The following is a 17,814-nucleotide window of genomic DNA, read 5'->3' on the forward strand; positions in this document are numbered from 1 at the left end:
TTCGACCTGCGCGGGGGGCGTCCATGGGCAAGGACGGGGCACACAGCGCCGCCGGGCATGGCCTTACCGGTTGCCCGCTCGCACTCGCTCGGTCCGGGCGAGGTTGACGGCGCTGCTGATCAGGCCGATGTGGCTGAACGCTTGGGGGAAGTTGCCGAGGAACTGTCCGTTGGTGGGATCGATCTGTTCGGGCAGCAGGCCGACGTGGTTGACCCGGGCGCAGAGCCGTTCGAAGCGTTCCCGCGCCTCGTCGACCCGGCCGCTCTGCGCGAGGTTGTCCACCCACCAGAATGAACAGAGCAGGAAGGCGCCCTCCTCCCCGCGCAGACCGTCGGGGGATTCGGCGGGAAGGTACCGATAGAGCAGGTCGTTGCCGGCGCCGAGCCGCTCGACGACGGCGTCGACCGTCGCCGTCATCCGCGGGTCGCCCGCGTCGAGGACCCGTCGCAGGGGCAACGCCAGCAGGCTCGCGTCGACGGTGCCGGGCTGGCCGAGGTGTTCGGTGAGGTGGCCGGCGTCGGGATCCCACGCCTGTTCGAGCAGGTGCGCGTGGATCGTGTCGGCCAGCTTGCGCCACCGGCCCTCCTCGTCGCTGCGGCCGGTCGAGGCGGCAATGCGCGCCATGCGGTCCGCGGCCACCTGGCACATTGCCACCGAGTAGGTGAACGGGCGTCCCGCGTCCCGGATCTCCCAGATTCCGTGATCCGGGGTACGCCAGTTGTCCTCCGCCGCGGCCCCGAGCTCGACCAGCTTGGCCCACCGGAGGTCGTCGACGGTGCCGCCACCGCGAACCCACTGCCAGGCGCAGTCGAGGATCTCGCCGTACACGTCGTGTTGGACCTGATCGGCGGCGGCGTTGCCCCACCGGACCGGCGCGGACCCGCGGTAACCCTCCAGGTCGGGGTCGATGTGTTCAGCTCCCGGCTGAGTGCCGTCGAGGGTGTACAGGATGTGCGGCCGGCCGTCGCGCAGGCAGGCGTCCAGGATCCAGGTGAGGAAGCCTTCGCTCTCGTCGGCCAGGCCGATGCAGCGCAGCGCGTACACGGTGTAGGCGGCGTCGCGGACCCAGGTGAACCGGTAGTCCCAGTTGCGTTCACCTCCGATGGCCTCGGGAAGTGACGACGTCGGGGCGGCGACGATGGCGCCGCTGGCGTGGTGGTCGCACAACTTGAGCGTGATGGCGCTGCGTCGTACCAGGTCCTCGTACGGTCCGGTGTAGGTGATGCTCGTGGTCCAGGTGCGCCAGGCGGCGGCCGTGGAGTCCAGGGCGGCTTCCACCTCGTCCGCCGTGCGTAGCCGGGTGGGCCCGTCGGCCCAGCGCAGCACCAGGCCCAGGCGATCACCCGCCCGTAGCCGCACCGACCCGTCGAGCCGGTCGAGCCCGTCCACAGTGCGAGTGCTGGTCAGCTTGACCGGGTCAGGAGCATCGGGCCACCCGAGCGTGACCTCGCCGGTGCCCGCCGAAGGGGTCAGCCCACCCCGGCCGGTGAGGTGGATCCGCAGGTCGACCTCCCCCTGCAGAACGGTGACCAGGCGGGCCAGTTCCCCGGGCCCGCTGGGGCGGCCGGTGCCGAGGGTTCCGTCGACCACCATGGCGTCGGTGACCTGCACGGTGCCGGTGTCGCACCGCAGATCGGTGACCACCACGGCGGTGTCGGCCAGATAGTGCTGCCGCACCTCCCGAAGCCCTGCCGGCTGTACCGTCCAGGCGCCGCCCTGCTCCGCGTCCAGCAGGGACGCGAACAGAGCCGGTCCGTCGAAGCGGGGCAGACACAGCCATCGGATGGTGGCGTCCATGCCGACCAGCGCCGCCGTGGCCCCGTCGCCGACCAGCGCATGATCGGCGATCCGGGGATACCCGTCGACCGTCTGAATTGGCTGGGTGAAGGGGTTCGTGCCCTGGTCAAGCGTCATGTCGGTCTGGTCTCCGCTAGTGGCGAGGGTTGGTAGATGTCGGGCACCCCGTCAGCGTCGGAGTCGCGGTTCGCGCGTTCGTGCAGGCGCCGGTAGACGGTGTTGCGGCGGCTGAGCACGATCGCGGCCAGCACGGCGGCGATGACCGAGCCGGCCACGACGGCGACCTTGGCGGCACCGTCGCGTTCGGTGCCGGTGCCGAAGGCGAGTTCGCCGATCAGCAGGCTGACGGTGAAGCCGATCCCGGCGAGCAGGGACACCCCGAGCAGGTCGGTCCAGCTCAGTTCCTCGTCGAGTTCCGCGCGAGTGAAGCGGGCCATCAGGTACGACGAGCCGAAGATGCCGATCACCTTGCCCAGCACCAGACCGGCGACGATGCCCAGAACGATCGGATCGGTCGCGATCGCCCCCAGGTCGGTCCCGCGCAGCGAGACCCCGGCGGCGAAGAACGCGAAGACCGGTACCGCGATCCCGGCGGAGATCGGCCGCCACAGGTGCTCGAAATGCTCCGCCATGCCGTGTTCGGAGCCGTCGCGGGCCAGCACCGGAACGACGAAACCGAGCAGCACCCCGGCGATGGTGGCGTGCACACCGGAGGCGTGCATCAGCGCCCACGACGTGACGGCCAGCGGGATCAGCGCCCACCACCAGGTCTTGCCACGCTGCACCAGCAGGGCGAACACCACGATCGGCAGCAGCGAGCAGAACAGGAGCAGCAGGTTGAAGTCGTCGGTGTAGAAGACCGCGATGATGGTGATCGCGAACAGATCGTCCACGACGGCCAAGGTCAACAGGAACGCCCGCAGCCCCAGTGGCAGATGCGAGCCGATCACCGCGAGCACGGCCAGCGCGAACGCGATGTCGGTGGCAGTGGGCACCGCCCAGCCCTGCAGCGCGGCGCTGTCGCTCAGGTTGAACAGGACGAAGATCAGCGCGGGTACGGCCATCCCGCCGATCGCGGCAACGATGGGCAGCGCGGCCTGCCGCGGATCACGCAGACTTCCGGCGACGAACTCACGTTTGAGTTCCAAGCCCACGACGAAGAAGAAGATGGCCAGCAGCCCGTCACCGGCCCAGTGCGCCAGGTCGAGATTGAGGTACAGGGCCTCACCGCCCGGCCAGGGCACGAAACCTCGGACGCCCTCGTAGGCGTCTGTCCACGGTGTGTTCGCCCAGATCAGAGCCAGCACCGCGCCGAGCAGCAGCAGGGCACCGCCGACCGTCTCCATCCGCAGCGCCTCGGCGAGGAACTTCGCCTCGCGCCACGACGACAGCCGGAACAACCGCGGCGGTGAGGCACGCTCCTCGTCAGGATGGTCAGCCACAAGCGTGCCCTTCTGCCGGCGAAGTGGTTCGTCGTGACCTGGCAGTACCCCCGCCAAAACGTTCATACACCGCCACGCCTGTCGTCCGACCTCCGCTGGGCGGAGCGCAGGCATGTTGGGCAGACCGATGCGTACCCGCCCGACCGGCGGGGCATGGAGCGTGCATGACCACATCGACCCCGAGCGCGGCCCCTTGCGTGGCCGATCGTCCCGCCCTCTCCGAGGCCGTACCCCAGACGTTGCTGTTGCTCGGCGCCAGCGGTGACCTGGCCGCGCGTCTGCTGCTGCCGGGGCTGGGTCGGCTGGTGGCCAGCGGCGCTGTGCCTGACCTGCGGCTGGTTGGCAGCGGCAGGGACGACTGGGACGACGAGCGGTGGCGTGGCCGGATAGCCGGATCCTTCGCGACGGTGGGGGCGGGCGGGCCTCGGGAGGCCGAGGTGGTGCGCTCCGCCCGCTACCTGGCGGCCGACGTGACGGCGGAGGAGGACCTGCGGCGGTTGCTGGCGGCTTGCCAGGGGCAGACGGTGATCTTCTTCGCCCTGCCGCCGGCGGTCACCGCTCGTGCCGCCGCCACGTTGGCCCGCATCGGCCTGCCGCCCGGCACCCGGTTGATGCTGGAGAAACCATTCGGCACGGACACCGCTTCGGCGAGGTCGCTCAACGACCTCCTGGCCGGGCTGGTGCCAGAGGACCAGGTGCACCGCATCGACCACTTCCTGGGCAAGTCCACTGTGGTGAACATCCTCGGTCTGCGTTTCGCCAACCGGATCTTCGAACCGGTGCTCAACTCCGCGCACGTGGCCTGCGTGGACATCGTGTTCGACGAGGCGCTGGGCCTGGAGGGCCGGGCCGGCTACTACGACGGCGCCGGCGCGCTCGTCGACATGGTGCAGAGTCACCTGCTGCAGGTCCTCGCGCTGATGGCGATGGACGCGCCGCCCACCCTCGACGCCCGTGAAGTGCGGGGCCGCAAGGCACAGGTGCTGCGCGCCACCAGGGTGTGGGACGGCGATCCGGTGCGATGGAGCCGGCGGGCCCGATACACGGCGGGGGAGGTGGACGGGCGGCGACTGCCCGCGTACGCCGACGAGCCCGGCATCGACCCGACCCGGGGGACCGAGACCCTGGCGGAGGTGGTGCTGGCTGTGGACACCTGGCGGTGGGCGGGTGTGCCGTTTCGGCTGCGCTCCGGCAAGGCGCTGGCCGGACGGCGTAAGGAAGCCGTGATCACCTTCCGGCAGCCGCCCCGGGTGCCCACCGGGCTCACCGGGTACGAGCAACCAGACCGGCTGCGGATCGGCTTCGGCCCGGACCGGCTGGGCCTCGACGTCAACATCAACGGCCCAGGCGACCCGTTGGAGATCGATCAGGTGCATCTGGTCGCCGATTTCGGCCCGGGCGGCCTGCCGCCGTACGGGGAGGTGCTGCGCGGCGCCTTCGACGGCGACCCGACTCTGTCAGTGCGGGGCGACACCGCTGAGGAGTGCTGGCGCATCGTCGCGCCGGTGCTCGAAGTCTGGCGAGCGGGGGCAGTGCCGTTACAGGAGTACCCGGCCGGGAGCCACGGCCCGGCCGACTCCCTGCTTGCCCCCGCGCCCGGCGAGGTGGCTCGTTACTGACATACAGCCGCTCTCGGTTGCCCTGTGGGCAGCTGGGGGTTGACGAGGGATCGAGACCTTGGCGCGGCGCAGCGGCGGCGCGCCAACGTCAGGGGTTCCGATCCCCGTGGCGGCAACGTCGTAGCGCGTCCGGCCCGGTTGAGCTTCGCCCCGTCAGACGTGCACCTGACTGCCGGCGGCGTGGACCTGCTTCGGTCAGTGGGCGGGCCGGTGTTGGTCGAGTTGGTGGCGCAGGGTGTCGGCGAAGCCCTCGGCGGTGGCCAGTTGCTCTCGTAGGCTGTCGACCCGGGCCGTCGCGACGGTGTGGAACATGCCGAGCCGGTCGAGCAGGGCTGGCCGGTCGTCCTCGTCGGCGGTGCACAGGGCGTCCAGGACGCTGAGGAAATCGCGCATCTCGTCGAGGGTGAACCCGAGCGGTTTCATTCGCTTGACCACGGCGAGGCGGTCGAGGTCCGGCTCGGTGTAGAGGCGGAAGCCGCCCTCGCTGCGTGCCGACGGGACGATGAGGCCGGCGTCCTCGTAGTGTCGGATGGTGCGAATGCTCAGTCCTACCCGGTCGGCTGCTTCGCCGATCTGCATGAGCCGGCCGGCGGCCAGGCCACTGTTGTCCTGCGGCCCGACGTTCCGCACTGTTTCCGGCATCAGTGGCCGCCGCTCAGGTTGCCGGCGAGGGTGCCGTGGATGGCGGCGCTGCGCTGGTTCAGCGCGATGATCTCGACGGTCTTGCCGCGAGCGGCGTACTTGGTGGTGATCGCGTCCAGTGCCGCGACCGACGAGGCGTCCCACACGTGGGCGTGGGTCATGTCGATGACCACGGTCTGCGGGTCGTTGGCGTAATCGAACTGGAAGACCAGGTCGTTACTGGAGGCGAAGAACAGCTCACCTCGTACGAAGTAGATGCGGGTGCTCTCGTCGGGGTCCAGCACGCTGGTGACCTCCACCAGGTGGGCGACCCGCCGGGCGAAGATGACCATGGCGGTGAGGACGCCGGCGATCACGCCGATGGCCAAATTGTGGGTGGCGAGCACTGCGCCGACGGTAGTGACCATGACCAGGGTTTCGCCGAGTGGCATCCGCTTGAGTGTGGTCGGGGCGACGGAGTGCCAGTCGAACGTGCCGACGGCGACGATGATCATCACGGCGACGAGGGCGGCCATCGGGATGGTGGCGACGACGTCGCCGAGCGCGACGACGAGGATGAGCAGGAACACACCGGAAAGGAACGTCGACAGTCGCGTCCGGGCACCGGACGCCTTGACGTTGATCATCGTCTGGCCGATCATAGCGCAGCCGCCCATGCCGCCGAAGAACCCGGTGACAATGTTGGCGACACCCTGTCCCCAGGACTCGCGGGTCTTGTTGGAGCGGGTGTCGGTGATGTCGTCAACCAGCTTGGCGGTCATCAGTGACTCCATCAGCCCAACCAGCGCCACGCCGAGGGCGTAGGGGGCGATCAAGGTCAGGGTGTCGAGGGTGTAGGGCACGTCGGGTAGCCCGAACACGGGCAGGCTGTCCGGGAGGGCGCCCTGGTCACCGACGGTCGGCACCATCACGTGGGCGGCGACGGTGACCACGGTCAGCACGATGATGGCGACCAGCGGCGCGGGCACCGCCTTGGTGAGCCGAGGTAGCCCGACCATGATCACCAACGCGACCCCGACAAGCGGGTAGACCAGCCATGGCACGCCGAGCAGGTAGGGGACCTGGGCGGCGAAGATCAGGATGGCCAGGGCGTTGACGAAGCCGACCATGACGCTGCGGGGGATGAACCGCATCAGCTTCGCCACGCCGAGCACCGCGAGAACCACCTGGATGACGCCGCCGAGGATCACTGCCGCGAACAGGTAGCCGAGACCGTGCTCCTGCACCAGCGGCGCAACGACCAGGGCGATTGCGCCGGTCGCGGCGCTGATCATCGCTGGCCGGCCGCCGCAGATCGATATGACGACGGCCATGGTGAACGAGGCGAACAGTCCGACGCGGGGGTCGACCCCGGCAAGGATCGAGAAGCTGATCGCCTCGGGGATCAGCGCCAGGGCGACGACCAGGCCGGCGAGCACCTCGGTGCGGAACACCTTCGGCGACAGCCAGGACGGACGGGACAGGCGCGGCCGGGCGACCGCGGACAGCGGAGAAGACATGGAGCCGTTTCCGTTCGGGGTGTACGCGCCGGGCGCACACGCGCCGCCGTGCCCCGTCAGGGGAAACGGCGCTTCACACGTACGAGTACCGGTCGGACTTTTCGGACCGCTTCCGAGCACTGTCGCCCGGGAATTGCCGCGAGGGGCAGGAGTCGCACCTCGATGACCTGCACCGAACTCTACCGTCCGGTGAGGGTAGAGTTGGGCTGCCGTGATGATCATCACCGAAGTCGCGCTGCGGGAAGCGGGCTGAGTCGGTCGGATGCCCTCGGCTCGGGGTATGCGACGGTGCCCCTCTCCGCGGCACGAGGGCGATCATCACCAAACGGTTAGCTTCCGGGCGACGAGCGCCCGCCCGCCCTCGAAGGCCCGGTACGGTCCCGGTGGCCCGAGGTGGTAGCGGTCGGTGAGGTCGCGGTGGGAGAACCGATTCACTGTGCCCTCGACGGTCACCAACCGCGGCGCGGCGGGCACCGACGAGCCCGTCGACAGCACGAGCAGGGTCCCGTCGGTCAGGTCCACGTCGCGGACGACGAACGCGCGTTCGTTGATGACCCGCTCGACGCTCGCGGTCACGGTGAGCTGGTCGCCCACCTCCGCCCGCGACCGTGCCCGGTGCGGTGGTGGGCGCCGGCGCGTTCTGCATCGGGGCCCTGGTGTTCGCGATCCGGCTGCCCTCAAGTGGTCCGGTGGTGACGTCGTTCGTCTTCGCGCTCGGCGTGATGGTCGCCCTGGTGCCGGAAGGGCTTCCGGCGACGATGTCGGTCGCCCTGGCGGTCGGCGTCCGGCGGATGGCGCACCACAAGGCGCTGATCAAGAAGCTGGTCGCGATGGAGACCCTGGGATCGACCACGGTGATCTGCACCGACTAGACCGGCACGTTGACGAAGGCCGAGATGACGGTGCAGGCGGTCTGGGTGCCCAACCAGATCCAGGCGGTGTCCGGGGCGGGTTACGAACCGGTCGGTGACGTCGAGGATCCGGAGACGCTGCGCGCACCTGCCCTGTGCTGCGATGCCAGCTCGTGGCCTGCGGTGTTCTGCTGCTGGCTGCGGACGAGATTCGCAAGGCCGTGCTGCGTGCACAGCGACGCCACGCGGGGTCGGTGATCGTAGGAACCGCAACGACCGGGCCATCGAACGCTGTTCGGTGATACCCGGCTCGCAAATTACATCGGTCCGACAGGTTCCAGCCAAGCCAGTCGGGAAACAGTTTGTCGGTGACGGTGAAGCCGGGATCCCCGGACCCGCGCTGAAATGATCGAGGAGCGTCCGATGCGCGCCTGTATTCGCGCCCGCCATACGCCGCCGAAGCGACACGTCCGTCATCTGATCGGAACCTCGGTAGCAGCCGGAGCAGACAGGCCGGACTTGAGGGGTCTTCTGGCCCTGATGGCCCTGACCATCTGCCGGTGGCGAGCGCAGACGGAGCACATCGTCGGGACGTGGCGCATTGGTCGCCCCGGAGAGCAGCGCGGCGCTCACGTTCCCGCTCAGATGATCAGTCGCGGCCGCCGCAGCAGACCGTTGGCCGCGACGGGCTGCTGACGATTGTCCGCATGACCGCCTCGCTGCCTCGGCAGACCGTCGTCATATAAGCGTGTACGGCACTATTTCCACTACCGGTAGGAAAGGCGGCGGTCCTGATGACCGCGACCCGCACCGCACCTCTGGACACCGCTTCCGCTTTCCATGTGGCGGCGGGGGAGCCGTTGGGTTCCGACGAGCTGTCACGCATCGACGCGTACTGGCGGGCGGCGAACTACCTGTCGGTCGGGCAGATCTACCTGATGGGTGACCCGTTGCTGCGCGAGCCGCTGCAACCGGCGCAGGTCAAGCCGCGGCTGCTGGGGCACTGGGGCACCACTCCCGGTCTGAACCTGCTCTACGCCCACCTGTCGCGGATCATCGCTGCGCGTGGCCGGGAGGTCATCTACGTGACCGGCCCGGGTCATGGTGGTCCCGGCCTGGTCGCGAACACCTGGTTGGAGGGCACCTACTCGGAGATATACCCGCGGATATCGCAGGACGCGGTCGGTATGCAGCGGTTGTTCACTCAGTTCTCCTTCCCCGGCGGCGTTCCGTCGCATGTCGCGCCGGAGACGCCTGGGTCGATTCACGAGGGCGGTGAGTTGGGCTACTCGCTGTCGCATGCCTACGGCGCGGCCCTGGACAATCCTGACCTGGTCGTGGCGTGTGTCATCGGTGACGGTGAGGCTGAGACCGGGCCGCTGGCCGCGTCGTGGCACTCGAATAAGTTCCTGGACCCGGTCGGTGACGGTGCGGTGCTGCCGATCCTGCATCTCAACGGTTACAAGATCGCCAACCCGACCGTCCTGGCCCGCATCGGTGACGACGAACTGAGCAAACTTCTCGAGGGGTACGGCCACAAGCCCTATCTCGTCGCCGGCGACGATCCCACCACCGTCCACCAGCTCCTCGCCGCCACCCTCGACGTCGTCTTCGACGAGATCGCCGAGATTCAGCGGGCAGCCCGCGAGGATGGGGTGACCGACCGGCCGCTCTGGCCGATGATCGTGCTGCGTACCCCCAAGGGGTGGACCGGCCCGGGGGTCGTCGACGGGCTGCAGGTGGAGGGGACGTGGCGTGCCCACCAGGTCCCGCTGACGGCGGCCCGCGACGACGCCGCTCACCTCGACTCCCTCCAGACGTGGATGCGTTCCTACCGGCCGGAGGAATTGTTCGACGCCGACGGCGCACCGCAGTCCTGGGTCGTCGACTGGCTGCCCCGAGGCGAGTTGCGCATGTCGGCGAACCCGCACACCAACGGCGGCCGGTTTCCCCGGGACCTGGAGTTGCCCGACTTCCGTGACTACGCGGTCAAGGCCGGTGAGATCGCCGAGGCGACGCGGGTGCTGGGCGGTTGGTTGCGCGACGTCCTGGCAGCCAACGTCCAGTACCGCAACTTCCGGCTCGTCGGCCCGGACGAGACCGAATCGAACCGGCTCGGCGCGGTCCTGGACACCACCGGCAAGGCGTGGCAGGCCCGAGTCGACGAGGTGGATCAGCACCTGGATCGGCACGGCCGGGTCATGGAGATCCTTTCCGAGACGACCTGCCAGGGCTGGCTGGAGGGTTACCTGCTGACCGGCCGGCACGGGCTGTTCTCCTGCTACGAGGCGTTCATCCACATCGTCGACTCGATGTTCAACCAGCACGCGAAGTGGCTCAAGACGACCCGGCACCTTGGCTGGCGCAGACCCGTGCCGTCGCTGAACTACCTGCTCACCTCGCACGTCTGGCGCCAGGACCACAACGGCACCTCCCACCAGGACCCCGGCTTCATCGACCATGTCGTCAACAAGAAGGCCGAAGTCGTCCGGGTCTACCTGCCACCGGACGCCAACACCCTGCTCTCGGTGGCCGATCACTGCCTGCGCAGCCGCGACTACGTCAACGTCATCGTCGCCGGGAAGCAACCCGCCCCAACCTGGCTCGACATGAACGAGGCCGCCCTGCACTGTGCCCGCGGCCTCGGCATCTGGGACTGGGCGAGCAACGACAACGGCGACCCCGACGTGGTGCTCGCCGCCGCCGGAGACGTACCGACCGGCGAGATCCTCGCCGCGACCGACCTGCTTCGCCACCACCTGCCCGACCTCAGGGTGCGGGTGGTCAATGTCGTCGACCTGATGCGCCTACAGCCCGACTCCGAGCACCCGCACGGCTTGCCGGACCCGGAGTTCGACGCCATCTTCACCACCGACCGGCCGGTCATATTGGCCTACCACGGCTACCCGTGGCTGATCCACCGGCTGACCTACCGGCGCACCAACCACCACAACCTGCACGTTCGCGGCTACAAGGAGGAAGGCACCACGACGACACCGTTCGACATGCTCGTCGTCAACGACATGGATCGTTTCCACCTCGTCATGGACGTCATCGACCGGGTTCCCGGCCTCGGCCGCAAGGCAGCCGTCCTGCGCCAGCAGATGGTCGACAAACGCGCCGAGCACCGCGCCTACGTGCGGCGTACCGGCGAGGACCTGCCCGAGATCCGCGACTGGGTGTGGCCGCACACGCCCTGACCGGCCTCACGTCCATCGATGCAAGAGGAGATCCGACCATGAGCACTGACGCTTCCATCCGGGCCGCCGACACCCGCGCCGAGGCCCGGGCGCTGTCCGCCGCCGCAGCAGCGGCTGGCCACGCCCCGTCGATTCACAACACGCAACCCTGGCGGTGGCGTCTAAGCAGCAACGAGCTGCACCTCTACCTCGATCACAGCCGGGGCCTCGAGATCACCGACCCCGACTCCCGCCTCGCCGTCCTGAGCTGCGGTGCCGCGCTGCACCACGCGCTGGTCAGCCTCGCCGCCGCCGGCTGGCACACGCTCGTCGCCCGAATGCCGGACCCCGCGCACCCCGACTACCTGGCGCGGGTGCGCCTCGACCAGCGAATCCCGGTCACCCCGGCTGCGGTACGCCACCAGCAAACCATCGCTCTACGGCACACCGACCGCAGGCCCGTCGTGAGTGACCCGGTCGCCGCCGACAAGCTGCACTCCATCGTCACGGCCGTCGAATCCGCCGGCGCTCACCTACACCTGCTCCAGCCCGACCAGGTGTACGACCTGGCCACCGCCGTCGATCACGCCCAGCGCACCGAGGCCGACGAGGTCGCCTGGCAGGCCGAGCTCGCCTACTGGACCGGCGGCACCCGGCCGCTCGGCACCGGCATTCCGGATTCCGCCATCGGTGATCGTGCCCCGCAGACGACCGTTCCCGGTCGCGACTTCGGCCACTACGGCGACCTGCCCATCTCCGAGGCCCACGAGAACGCCGCCACCTTCGCGATCCTCTACGGGCCTGAGGACGGCAAACTCGATTGGCTCCGTGCCGGCGAGGGGCTCTCCGCCGCCTGGCTCTGCGCCACCGAACTTGGTGTGTCCGTCCTGCCGTTGAGCGCCACGATCGAAGTGGCCGTCACCCGTGAGCATCTGCGGCGCCTGCTGGCCGACCTCGGTCACCCGCAGCTCGTGCTGCGCTTCACTACCGCGGACCCGGCCGGCACCGCCGCTCCGCACACCCCGCGAATCCCCGCCGAACAGGTCATCGAGCGGGCCTGACCAGCCGTCGCGCACCACCGGCCCCGCGCGGCTGTCACCACGATCGAAAAGGCGGCGAACCACAATGATCGAATCGAAGACGCAGGTCGCACCGGATGCGGGCTCGGAGCCCCGGCTGACCGGCGATCTGCGCACCGCCTCGGCCGATGCCGGTGGCCTGTCGTCGGGCGACGCCGCGGCGCGGTTGGCGCGTGACGGCGGCAACGTCCTGCCGACGCCGCGACCCACACCGCTGTGGCGACGGATTTTCACGCAGTTGCGCGACCCGCTGGTGCTGGTCCTGCTCGCCGCGGCAGGGTTCACCCTGGCGACCGCCGACTTCACCGACGCGGCCGTCATCCTGCTGGTCATCGCCGTCAACACCGCCGTCGGCGTGCTCCAGGAGATCAAGGCGGAGCGGGCCATCACCGCCCTGTCCGCCCTGACCGCCCCGGCGGCCCGGGTGGTCCGCGACGGCAGGCAACGCGAAGTTCCCGCGGCTGACCTGGTCACGGACGACCTGCTGATCCTGGCCGAAGGTGACGTCGTACCCGCGGACGCCCGCCTCGTGGAGTCGGTCGCGCTGCTCGTCGACGAGGCGGCGCTGACCGGAGAATCCGCGCCCGTCGACAAATACCTCGCCGCCACCGACGCGGATCCGACGCCGGCCGCGTCGGCAGTCGTATCGGCCGGCACGGTCGTCGTCCGGGGCCGCGGACGTGCCGTCATCACCGCGACCGGCGCGGACAGCGCGATGGGCCGCATCGCCTCCATGATGGTCACCAGCCCAGGCCTGACGCCCCTGCAGCGTCGCCTGGCCGGCGTGGGCCGCCAGCTCGCTGTCGGCGCGCTGTTGCTCTGCGGGCTGGTCCTGGCCCTCGGCCTGATGCGCGGACAACCGCTCCAGCTGATGATCGTCACCGCGATCAGCCTGGTGGTGGCCGCCGTACCGGAGTCACTGCCGGCGGTGGTCACCCTCAGCCTTGCTCTGGGCGCACGCCGGATGACCGCCCGCCACGCCGTGATCCGCAGGCTGCCGGCGGTGGAGACCCTCGGATCGGTGACGATCCTGGCCACCGACAAAACCGGCACCCTCACCGAGGGCACCATGGTCGTACGGCAGCTGTGGACCCCCCACGGGGATGCCTCGGTCAGCGGGTTCGGCTTCGCCCCGGACGGGCAGATCCACCGAGACGGCCAGAACATCGTCGCCGACCAAGCCGGCGACCAGGCCCCCGACCTCGTGGAGCTGATGCGGGCGGCCGTGCTCTGCAACGATGCGTCACTGCGAGCGCCCAGCCCCGACAACGACGACTGGATGGCCGTCGGTGACCCCACCGAGGCGGCGCTCCTGACCGCCGGCGGCAAGCTCGGCATCGACGTCGACGCGCTGCACCAGGCGTTTCCCCGGCATGCTGAGGCGCCCTTCGACAGCGACCGCAAACGGATGAGCACCGCACACCCGTTGGCCACCGGCCGCGTATGGACCATCTGCAAGGGAGCCCCGGAGGCGCTGCTGCAGCCGGCGGTCCTCACCGACCACCCCGACGTGCTGCGTCAGGCCACCGACCGCGCCGACACCCTTGCCCGAGAGGGATACCGGGTCCTCGCCGTGGCCCAGGCCGAACGCGACACCGTGCCCGGCGACGCCGCAGGCTACGAGCACAGCCTGCGACTACTGGGCCTAGTGGCGATCCTCGACCCGCCGCGCGCGTCCGCCGCAACCACCATCGCCGCGTGCCGCGACGCCGGCATCACCCCGGTCCTCATCACCGGCGACCACCCCGCCACCGCCACCGCGATCGCCACCGAACTACGCATCATCGACGCCGGCGAGACCGCGGTCGACTGTCGTACCACCGATCCCGGCCCGGCAGCCACCCGCGGCGTACGGGTCTTCGCCCGCGCCACCCCGCAGCAGAAGGTCGCCATCATCGACGCCCTGCGTGCCGCCGGTGAGGTCGTCGCGATGACCGGCGACGGCGTCAACGACGGCCCGGCGCTGCACCGCGCCGACATCGGAGTGGCCATGGGCAAGCGCGGCACCGAAGTCGCCCGCCAAGCCGCCGACCTGGTCCTGGCCGACGACGAACTCGCCACCGTCGTCGCCGCTGCGCAGGAGGGCCGGCGTGTCTATGCCAACATCCGCCGGTTCCTGCTCTACGCCCTGTCCGGCGGCGCCGCCGAGATCGCCGTGATGCTCGTCGGGCCGTTCGTCGGCCTGCCCCTGCCGCTGCTCCCGGCCCAGATCCTCTGGATCAACCTACTCACCCACGGCCTGCCCGGCCTGGCCATGGGCAGCGAACCCGCCGACCCCGACGGCATGCGCCAGCCCCCACGCCCGCCGGCCGAAACCGTCCTCGGCGCCGGGCTGTGGCAACGGGTCCTGCGCGTCGCGGCGGTCATCGCCGCCGTCACGATCGGCGTCGGCGTGTGGGCGCACACCACGGACCGGCCCTGGCAGACCCTGACGTTGCTCGCCCTGGGCCTCACCCAACTCGCCGTGGCCCTGGGGTCACGCGCCCGCCCCGGCACCACGGCCAACCCCATGCTGTTCGCCGCCGTCGGCGCCGCTCTGCTGCTGCAACTCGCCGCCATCTACGCCCCACCGCTGCGCGAGTTGCTCGGCACCGAACCGGTCGCCGCCACCGACCTGCTGATCGTGACGGCCGTGTCCGCCCTGGGCTACGCCGCCATCCGCCTCGACCGCCGCATCCACTCGACCCCGCCACCACCAGCGGAGGTTGGTAGGCCCATTCCGGAGTCGACCTGAGCTGGCCGGGCGGCTTACAAACGAGACTGACAGGATCCTTCATGCAGAAGTTCTCCCTGACCGCACTGGCCCACCAGCAGCTCACACTCGCGCACGCCGCTTCCAGCGGCCGTAGTAGCTCCACCGTTTACGGCGGTCACGAGCACCAACTCCGGCAGACGATGATCGCGCTGACCGCCGGTCAGATGCTCAGCGAACACGAGAACCCCGGCGAGGCCACAGTCCACGTCCTGCACGGCCGGGTCCGGCTCGGCGCTGGCGAAACGTCCTGGGACGGCGCGCCTGGCGACCTGCTGATCGTGCCGGACCGCCGGCACACCCTGGAAGCGCTCGAAGACACCGCGGTGCTGCTCACCGTTACCAAGCACCCATGACCGGCCCGCCTCACCGCCCATCCCACCGCCGTGGCGCCGGGCATACCGACAATTCATCAGTGTCCACCGGAGGTACACCATGACCGGCCCACCCATCCTTGTCGGAGTCGACGGGTCCGACTGCAGCCTCGTCGCGGTCGACCTCGCAGTCCGCGAGGCCGCACTACGCGGACGCCCGGTACGCGTCGTCTACTGCGACCCGTGGGCCGACCACCCCGCCTGGGCACACAGCGACCCGGCCGGCGAACTGACGGGCGGTCTGCTGTCCGACCCGCAGGCGGCCATCCGGGCCGCCATCGACCGAGCGGCCACCGACGAGGTATCGGTGACCGGCGAGGTGCTGGCCGGGAACCCGACCACCGTCCTGATCCGCGAGTCAGCCGACGCGGATCTCCTCGTACTGGGACACCGCGGCCGGGGCGGCTTTCCCGAGTTGCTGCTCGGTTCGGTCGCGGTGACGGTGGCCGCGCACGCCGCCTGCCCTGTCCTGATCACACGCGGCACGTCAACGACCGGAGGTGAGATCCTGATCGGTGTGGACGGCTCACCGGGCAACCACGCCGCCATCGGTTTCGCATTCCACGAGGCCGTGCTTCGCAAGGCTGACCTGCGGGCTCTGCACACTCGGCAAGACTCGTCTAGCACCGACGACGCTTCAACGCTCGAGAGCGACCCCGGGTCCGAACACGTCGACCACGACCAGGTTCTGACCGAAGCGCTGTCGGGCTGGTCGCAGAAGTACCCACAGGTGGTCGTGCATCGGCAACTGGCGACCGGCCGAGCGGCACACGCGCTCGTCACCGCCAGCGACCGCGCCCAACTCGTCGTCCTCGGGGCCCGCGGACGCGGTGGGCTTCGTGGTCGGCGCCTCGGTTCGGTCAGCCACGCCGTCCTGCACCACGCGGCCTGCCCGGTCACCATCGTGCACGACGCATCGCAAGAACAAGGGGCCGCGACGACATAGACACGGTCCCACCATCGCCAACGAAGCACATCAGTCGCTGTGTCGGGGCGGCGACACTGCGCGCCGTTGATCTTCACCGAGCCCGACGCGGTCACCACCCTGCAGCGACCCAACCGATCGGCGCCACCGATCAGGCCGTGAGCCGTGCTGCTCGCGAGCCGGTGAGGCGGGTGATAGCAACTCAGGCCGTCGGCCCGCTCGACGGTCGGCGATGCGCTCCGTGGCTTGACCGTAGGCGTACGCTGACAGCCGAAGCAGCCGCTCTGGTCCCCGGTGGTGCCCCTAGCCCCAGGCACATCACCGGGAGCCTTGGATGCTTGTTCCGTCGATGCGCGTCGCGCCGGACCCCGAGACGGTCACTGATCTTGTCAAGCGGATCGGTGATCGCGACCAGGCCGCCTTCGGTCACTTCTACCGCTGTCTTGTCCGCACCATCTTCACGCAATTGTCCGACAGCCTGGGCAGCACGGCGCTCGCTGTGTCCGTGACGCGGGCGGTCTTCGTGGAGGTGTGGCGGCTCGCACCGACGTCCGTTTCCGCCGACCTCGACGGGCTCGCCTGGGTGAGCGATATCGTCGCCCGCCGCGCCGCAGCTCAACTCCCTGACTCCAGGTGGCGGTACAACTCCAGCCAACCGGTCGAGTAGCAGATTCCAGGCCGAGGTGTGCGTTGCCATCCGGCTGATCGTCGCATCCGGCCTGGACCTGCCGACTGATCGGGTGCGGACTTGTCGAGGGAGGGTTTCGGCACGTCGGCCTCAGACGGTGAGGGCCGCCCGGGACCCTGGGTCAGCTACCGGCATCTGTCTGTCGAGGACCATTTGGTTGGAGCAAATTGTGAATGAGCTTTCCAGCGGGGTCAGATCCCGACTCCGGGCTTCGGGGCCCTGTTCAGGGTCGCCGGATCCGCCGGGGACGGTCGCGCCCGACGGAACCGGCCCGGTCGTACCCCAGTGTCGGTGAGCACCGAACGCAGGCTCCGGCTGTGGGCCCTGGTCGTCGCCGAAGCGCGGGGTGCCACCGTCTCGGTCGAGCACGCCTGCGCCGTTGCAGTGGCGGTGGCCGGTGTCGATTGCGCCGCCGTCGCGGTGTCACTGCGCGACACCCCGCGGGAGGTGCTGGGTGCCAGTAACGTGGTGGCCTCCCACCTGGAGGAGTTGGCCCTCACTTTGGGCGAGGGCCCTTCCGTCGACGCGATCAGTGGCGCTCCCGCGTTGGTCGCGGACCTGGCGGCGCCGCACTGCCAGGCTCGCTGGCCAATATTCGCGAAGGCAGCCATGGCCATCGGGGTCCACGCGGTGTTCGCGCTGCCGCTGCAAATCGGCGGGATCCGTCTCGGCGTACTGGACCTCTATCGCCTGCGAGCCGGGAAACTCGACGACGAGCAGTTGGCCGACGCTCTGGTGATGGCTGACACGGTGCGCGCGATGCTGCTCGACGGGCTGCCGGAGAAACGCCCGGACCAGGACAATCAGTGGACCGAGCAGTCGGGCCTGCGGCATCCCGAGGTGCATCAGGCCACCGGAATGATCAGCGTCCAGCTAGGTTCTGTCTCGCGGATCATGAATCTCGCTCGTTAGGCCTGTGTGGCACGAGGCGATCTGACGAACCATGAGTGGGCTGTGCTGGCGCCGC

General features: G+C 69.7%; 14 protein-coding genes. 9 read left to right on the top strand and 5 right to left on the bottom strand.

Annotation, left to right across the window (positions count from 1 at the left end):
- Positions 1–63: 63 nt before the first annotated feature.
- Both ACIBEF_RS25270 and nhaA read right to left on the bottom strand, forming a co-directional pair.
- Positions 64–1,914 (bottom strand): glycoside hydrolase family 15 protein, encoded by a 1,851-nt coding sequence (locus tag ACIBEF_RS25270; protein ID WP_396795613.1) that lies wholly within the window; start codon positions 1,912–1,914, stop codon positions 64–66.
- Complete coding sequence (gene nhaA, locus ACIBEF_RS25275; RefSeq protein WP_396795614.1) at positions 1,911–3,239, bottom strand: Na+/H+ antiporter NhaA; 1,329 nt, start codon at positions 3,237–3,239, stop codon at positions 1,911–1,913. The genes ACIBEF_RS25270 and nhaA overlap by 4 nt, the downstream gene beginning before the upstream one ends.
- Positions 3,240–3,403: 164 nt before the next feature.
- On the opposite strand from nhaA, the gene ACIBEF_RS25280 reads away from it, so the two are divergent.
- Positions 3,404–4,858 (top strand): glucose-6-phosphate dehydrogenase, encoded by a 1,455-nt coding sequence (locus tag ACIBEF_RS25280; RefSeq protein WP_396795615.1) that lies wholly within the window; start codon positions 3,404–3,406, stop codon positions 4,856–4,858.
- Positions 4,859–5,053: 195 nt separating this feature from the next.
- Here ACIBEF_RS25280 and ACIBEF_RS25285 read toward each other — a convergent pair whose 3' ends face one another.
- The 3 genes from ACIBEF_RS25285 to ACIBEF_RS25295 all read right to left on the bottom strand — a co-directional run bounded on the left by ACIBEF_RS25285 (position 5,054) and on the right by ACIBEF_RS25295 (position 7,593).
- Positions 5,054–5,500 carry a MerR family transcriptional regulator gene (locus ACIBEF_RS25285; RefSeq protein WP_396795616.1) on the bottom strand — a complete coding sequence of 149 codons (447 nt, stop codon included), beginning with the start codon at positions 5,498–5,500 and terminating at the stop codon, positions 5,054–5,056.
- Positions 5,500–6,999: a SulP family inorganic anion transporter gene (locus ACIBEF_RS25290; protein WP_396795617.1), complete on the bottom strand. Its 1,500-nt coding sequence runs from the start codon at positions 6,997–6,999 to the stop codon at positions 5,500–5,502. Before ACIBEF_RS25290 ends, ACIBEF_RS25285 begins: the two co-directional genes overlap by 1 nt.
- Positions 7,000–7,317: 318 nt before the next feature.
- A complete protein-coding gene (locus ACIBEF_RS25295; RefSeq protein ID WP_396795618.1) occupies positions 7,318–7,593 on the bottom strand; it encodes a hypothetical protein in 276 nt (91 codons plus the stop codon).
- A gap of 29 nt (positions 7,594–7,622) precedes the next feature.
- Between ACIBEF_RS25295 and ACIBEF_RS25300 the strand changes: the two genes are divergently transcribed.
- From ACIBEF_RS25300 to ACIBEF_RS25335, 8 genes are all read left to right on the top strand, one after another.
- Positions 7,623–7,871 (top strand): hypothetical protein, encoded by a 249-nt coding sequence (locus tag ACIBEF_RS25300; protein WP_396795619.1) that lies wholly within the window; start codon positions 7,623–7,625, stop codon positions 7,869–7,871.
- Between the two features lie 797 nt (positions 7,872–8,668).
- Positions 8,669–11,050: a phosphoketolase gene (locus ACIBEF_RS25305; protein WP_396795630.1), complete on the top strand. Its 2,382-nt coding sequence runs from the start codon at positions 8,669–8,671 to the stop codon at positions 11,048–11,050.
- 38 nt (positions 11,051–11,088) lie between these two features.
- Entirely contained in the window at positions 11,089–12,090 is a 1,002-nt protein-coding gene (locus tag ACIBEF_RS25310; protein WP_396795620.1) for an Acg family FMN-binding oxidoreductase, read from the top strand.
- A gap of 64 nt (positions 12,091–12,154) precedes the next feature.
- Positions 12,155–14,842 (top strand): HAD-IC family P-type ATPase, encoded by a 2,688-nt coding sequence (locus ACIBEF_RS25315; protein WP_396795621.1) that lies wholly within the window; start codon positions 12,155–12,157, stop codon positions 14,840–14,842.
- A gap of 41 nt (positions 14,843–14,883) precedes the next feature.
- Entirely contained in the window at positions 14,884–15,216 is a 333-nt protein-coding gene (locus tag ACIBEF_RS25320) for a cupin domain-containing protein (protein WP_396795622.1), read from the top strand.
- Positions 15,217–15,295: 79 nt separating this feature from the next.
- Positions 15,296–16,180 (top strand): universal stress protein, encoded by an 885-nt coding sequence (locus ACIBEF_RS25325; protein WP_396795623.1) that lies wholly within the window; start codon positions 15,296–15,298, stop codon positions 16,178–16,180.
- A gap of 313 nt (positions 16,181–16,493) precedes the next feature.
- On the top strand, positions 16,494–16,826 hold the full coding sequence (locus ACIBEF_RS25330; RefSeq protein ID WP_396795624.1) for a hypothetical protein: 333 nt from the start codon (positions 16,494–16,496) through the stop codon (positions 16,824–16,826).
- Positions 16,827–17,138: 312 nt separating this feature from the next.
- A complete protein-coding gene (locus ACIBEF_RS25335; protein ID WP_396795625.1) occupies positions 17,139–17,759 on the top strand; it encodes a GAF domain-containing protein in 621 nt (206 codons plus the stop codon).
- Positions 17,760–17,814 lie beyond the last annotated feature (55 nt).

The sequence above is a fragment of the Micromonospora sp. NPDC050795 genome (genome assembly GCF_044456785.1).
Taxonomy (GTDB): Bacteria; Actinomycetota; Actinomycetes; order Mycobacteriales; family Micromonosporaceae; genus Micromonospora.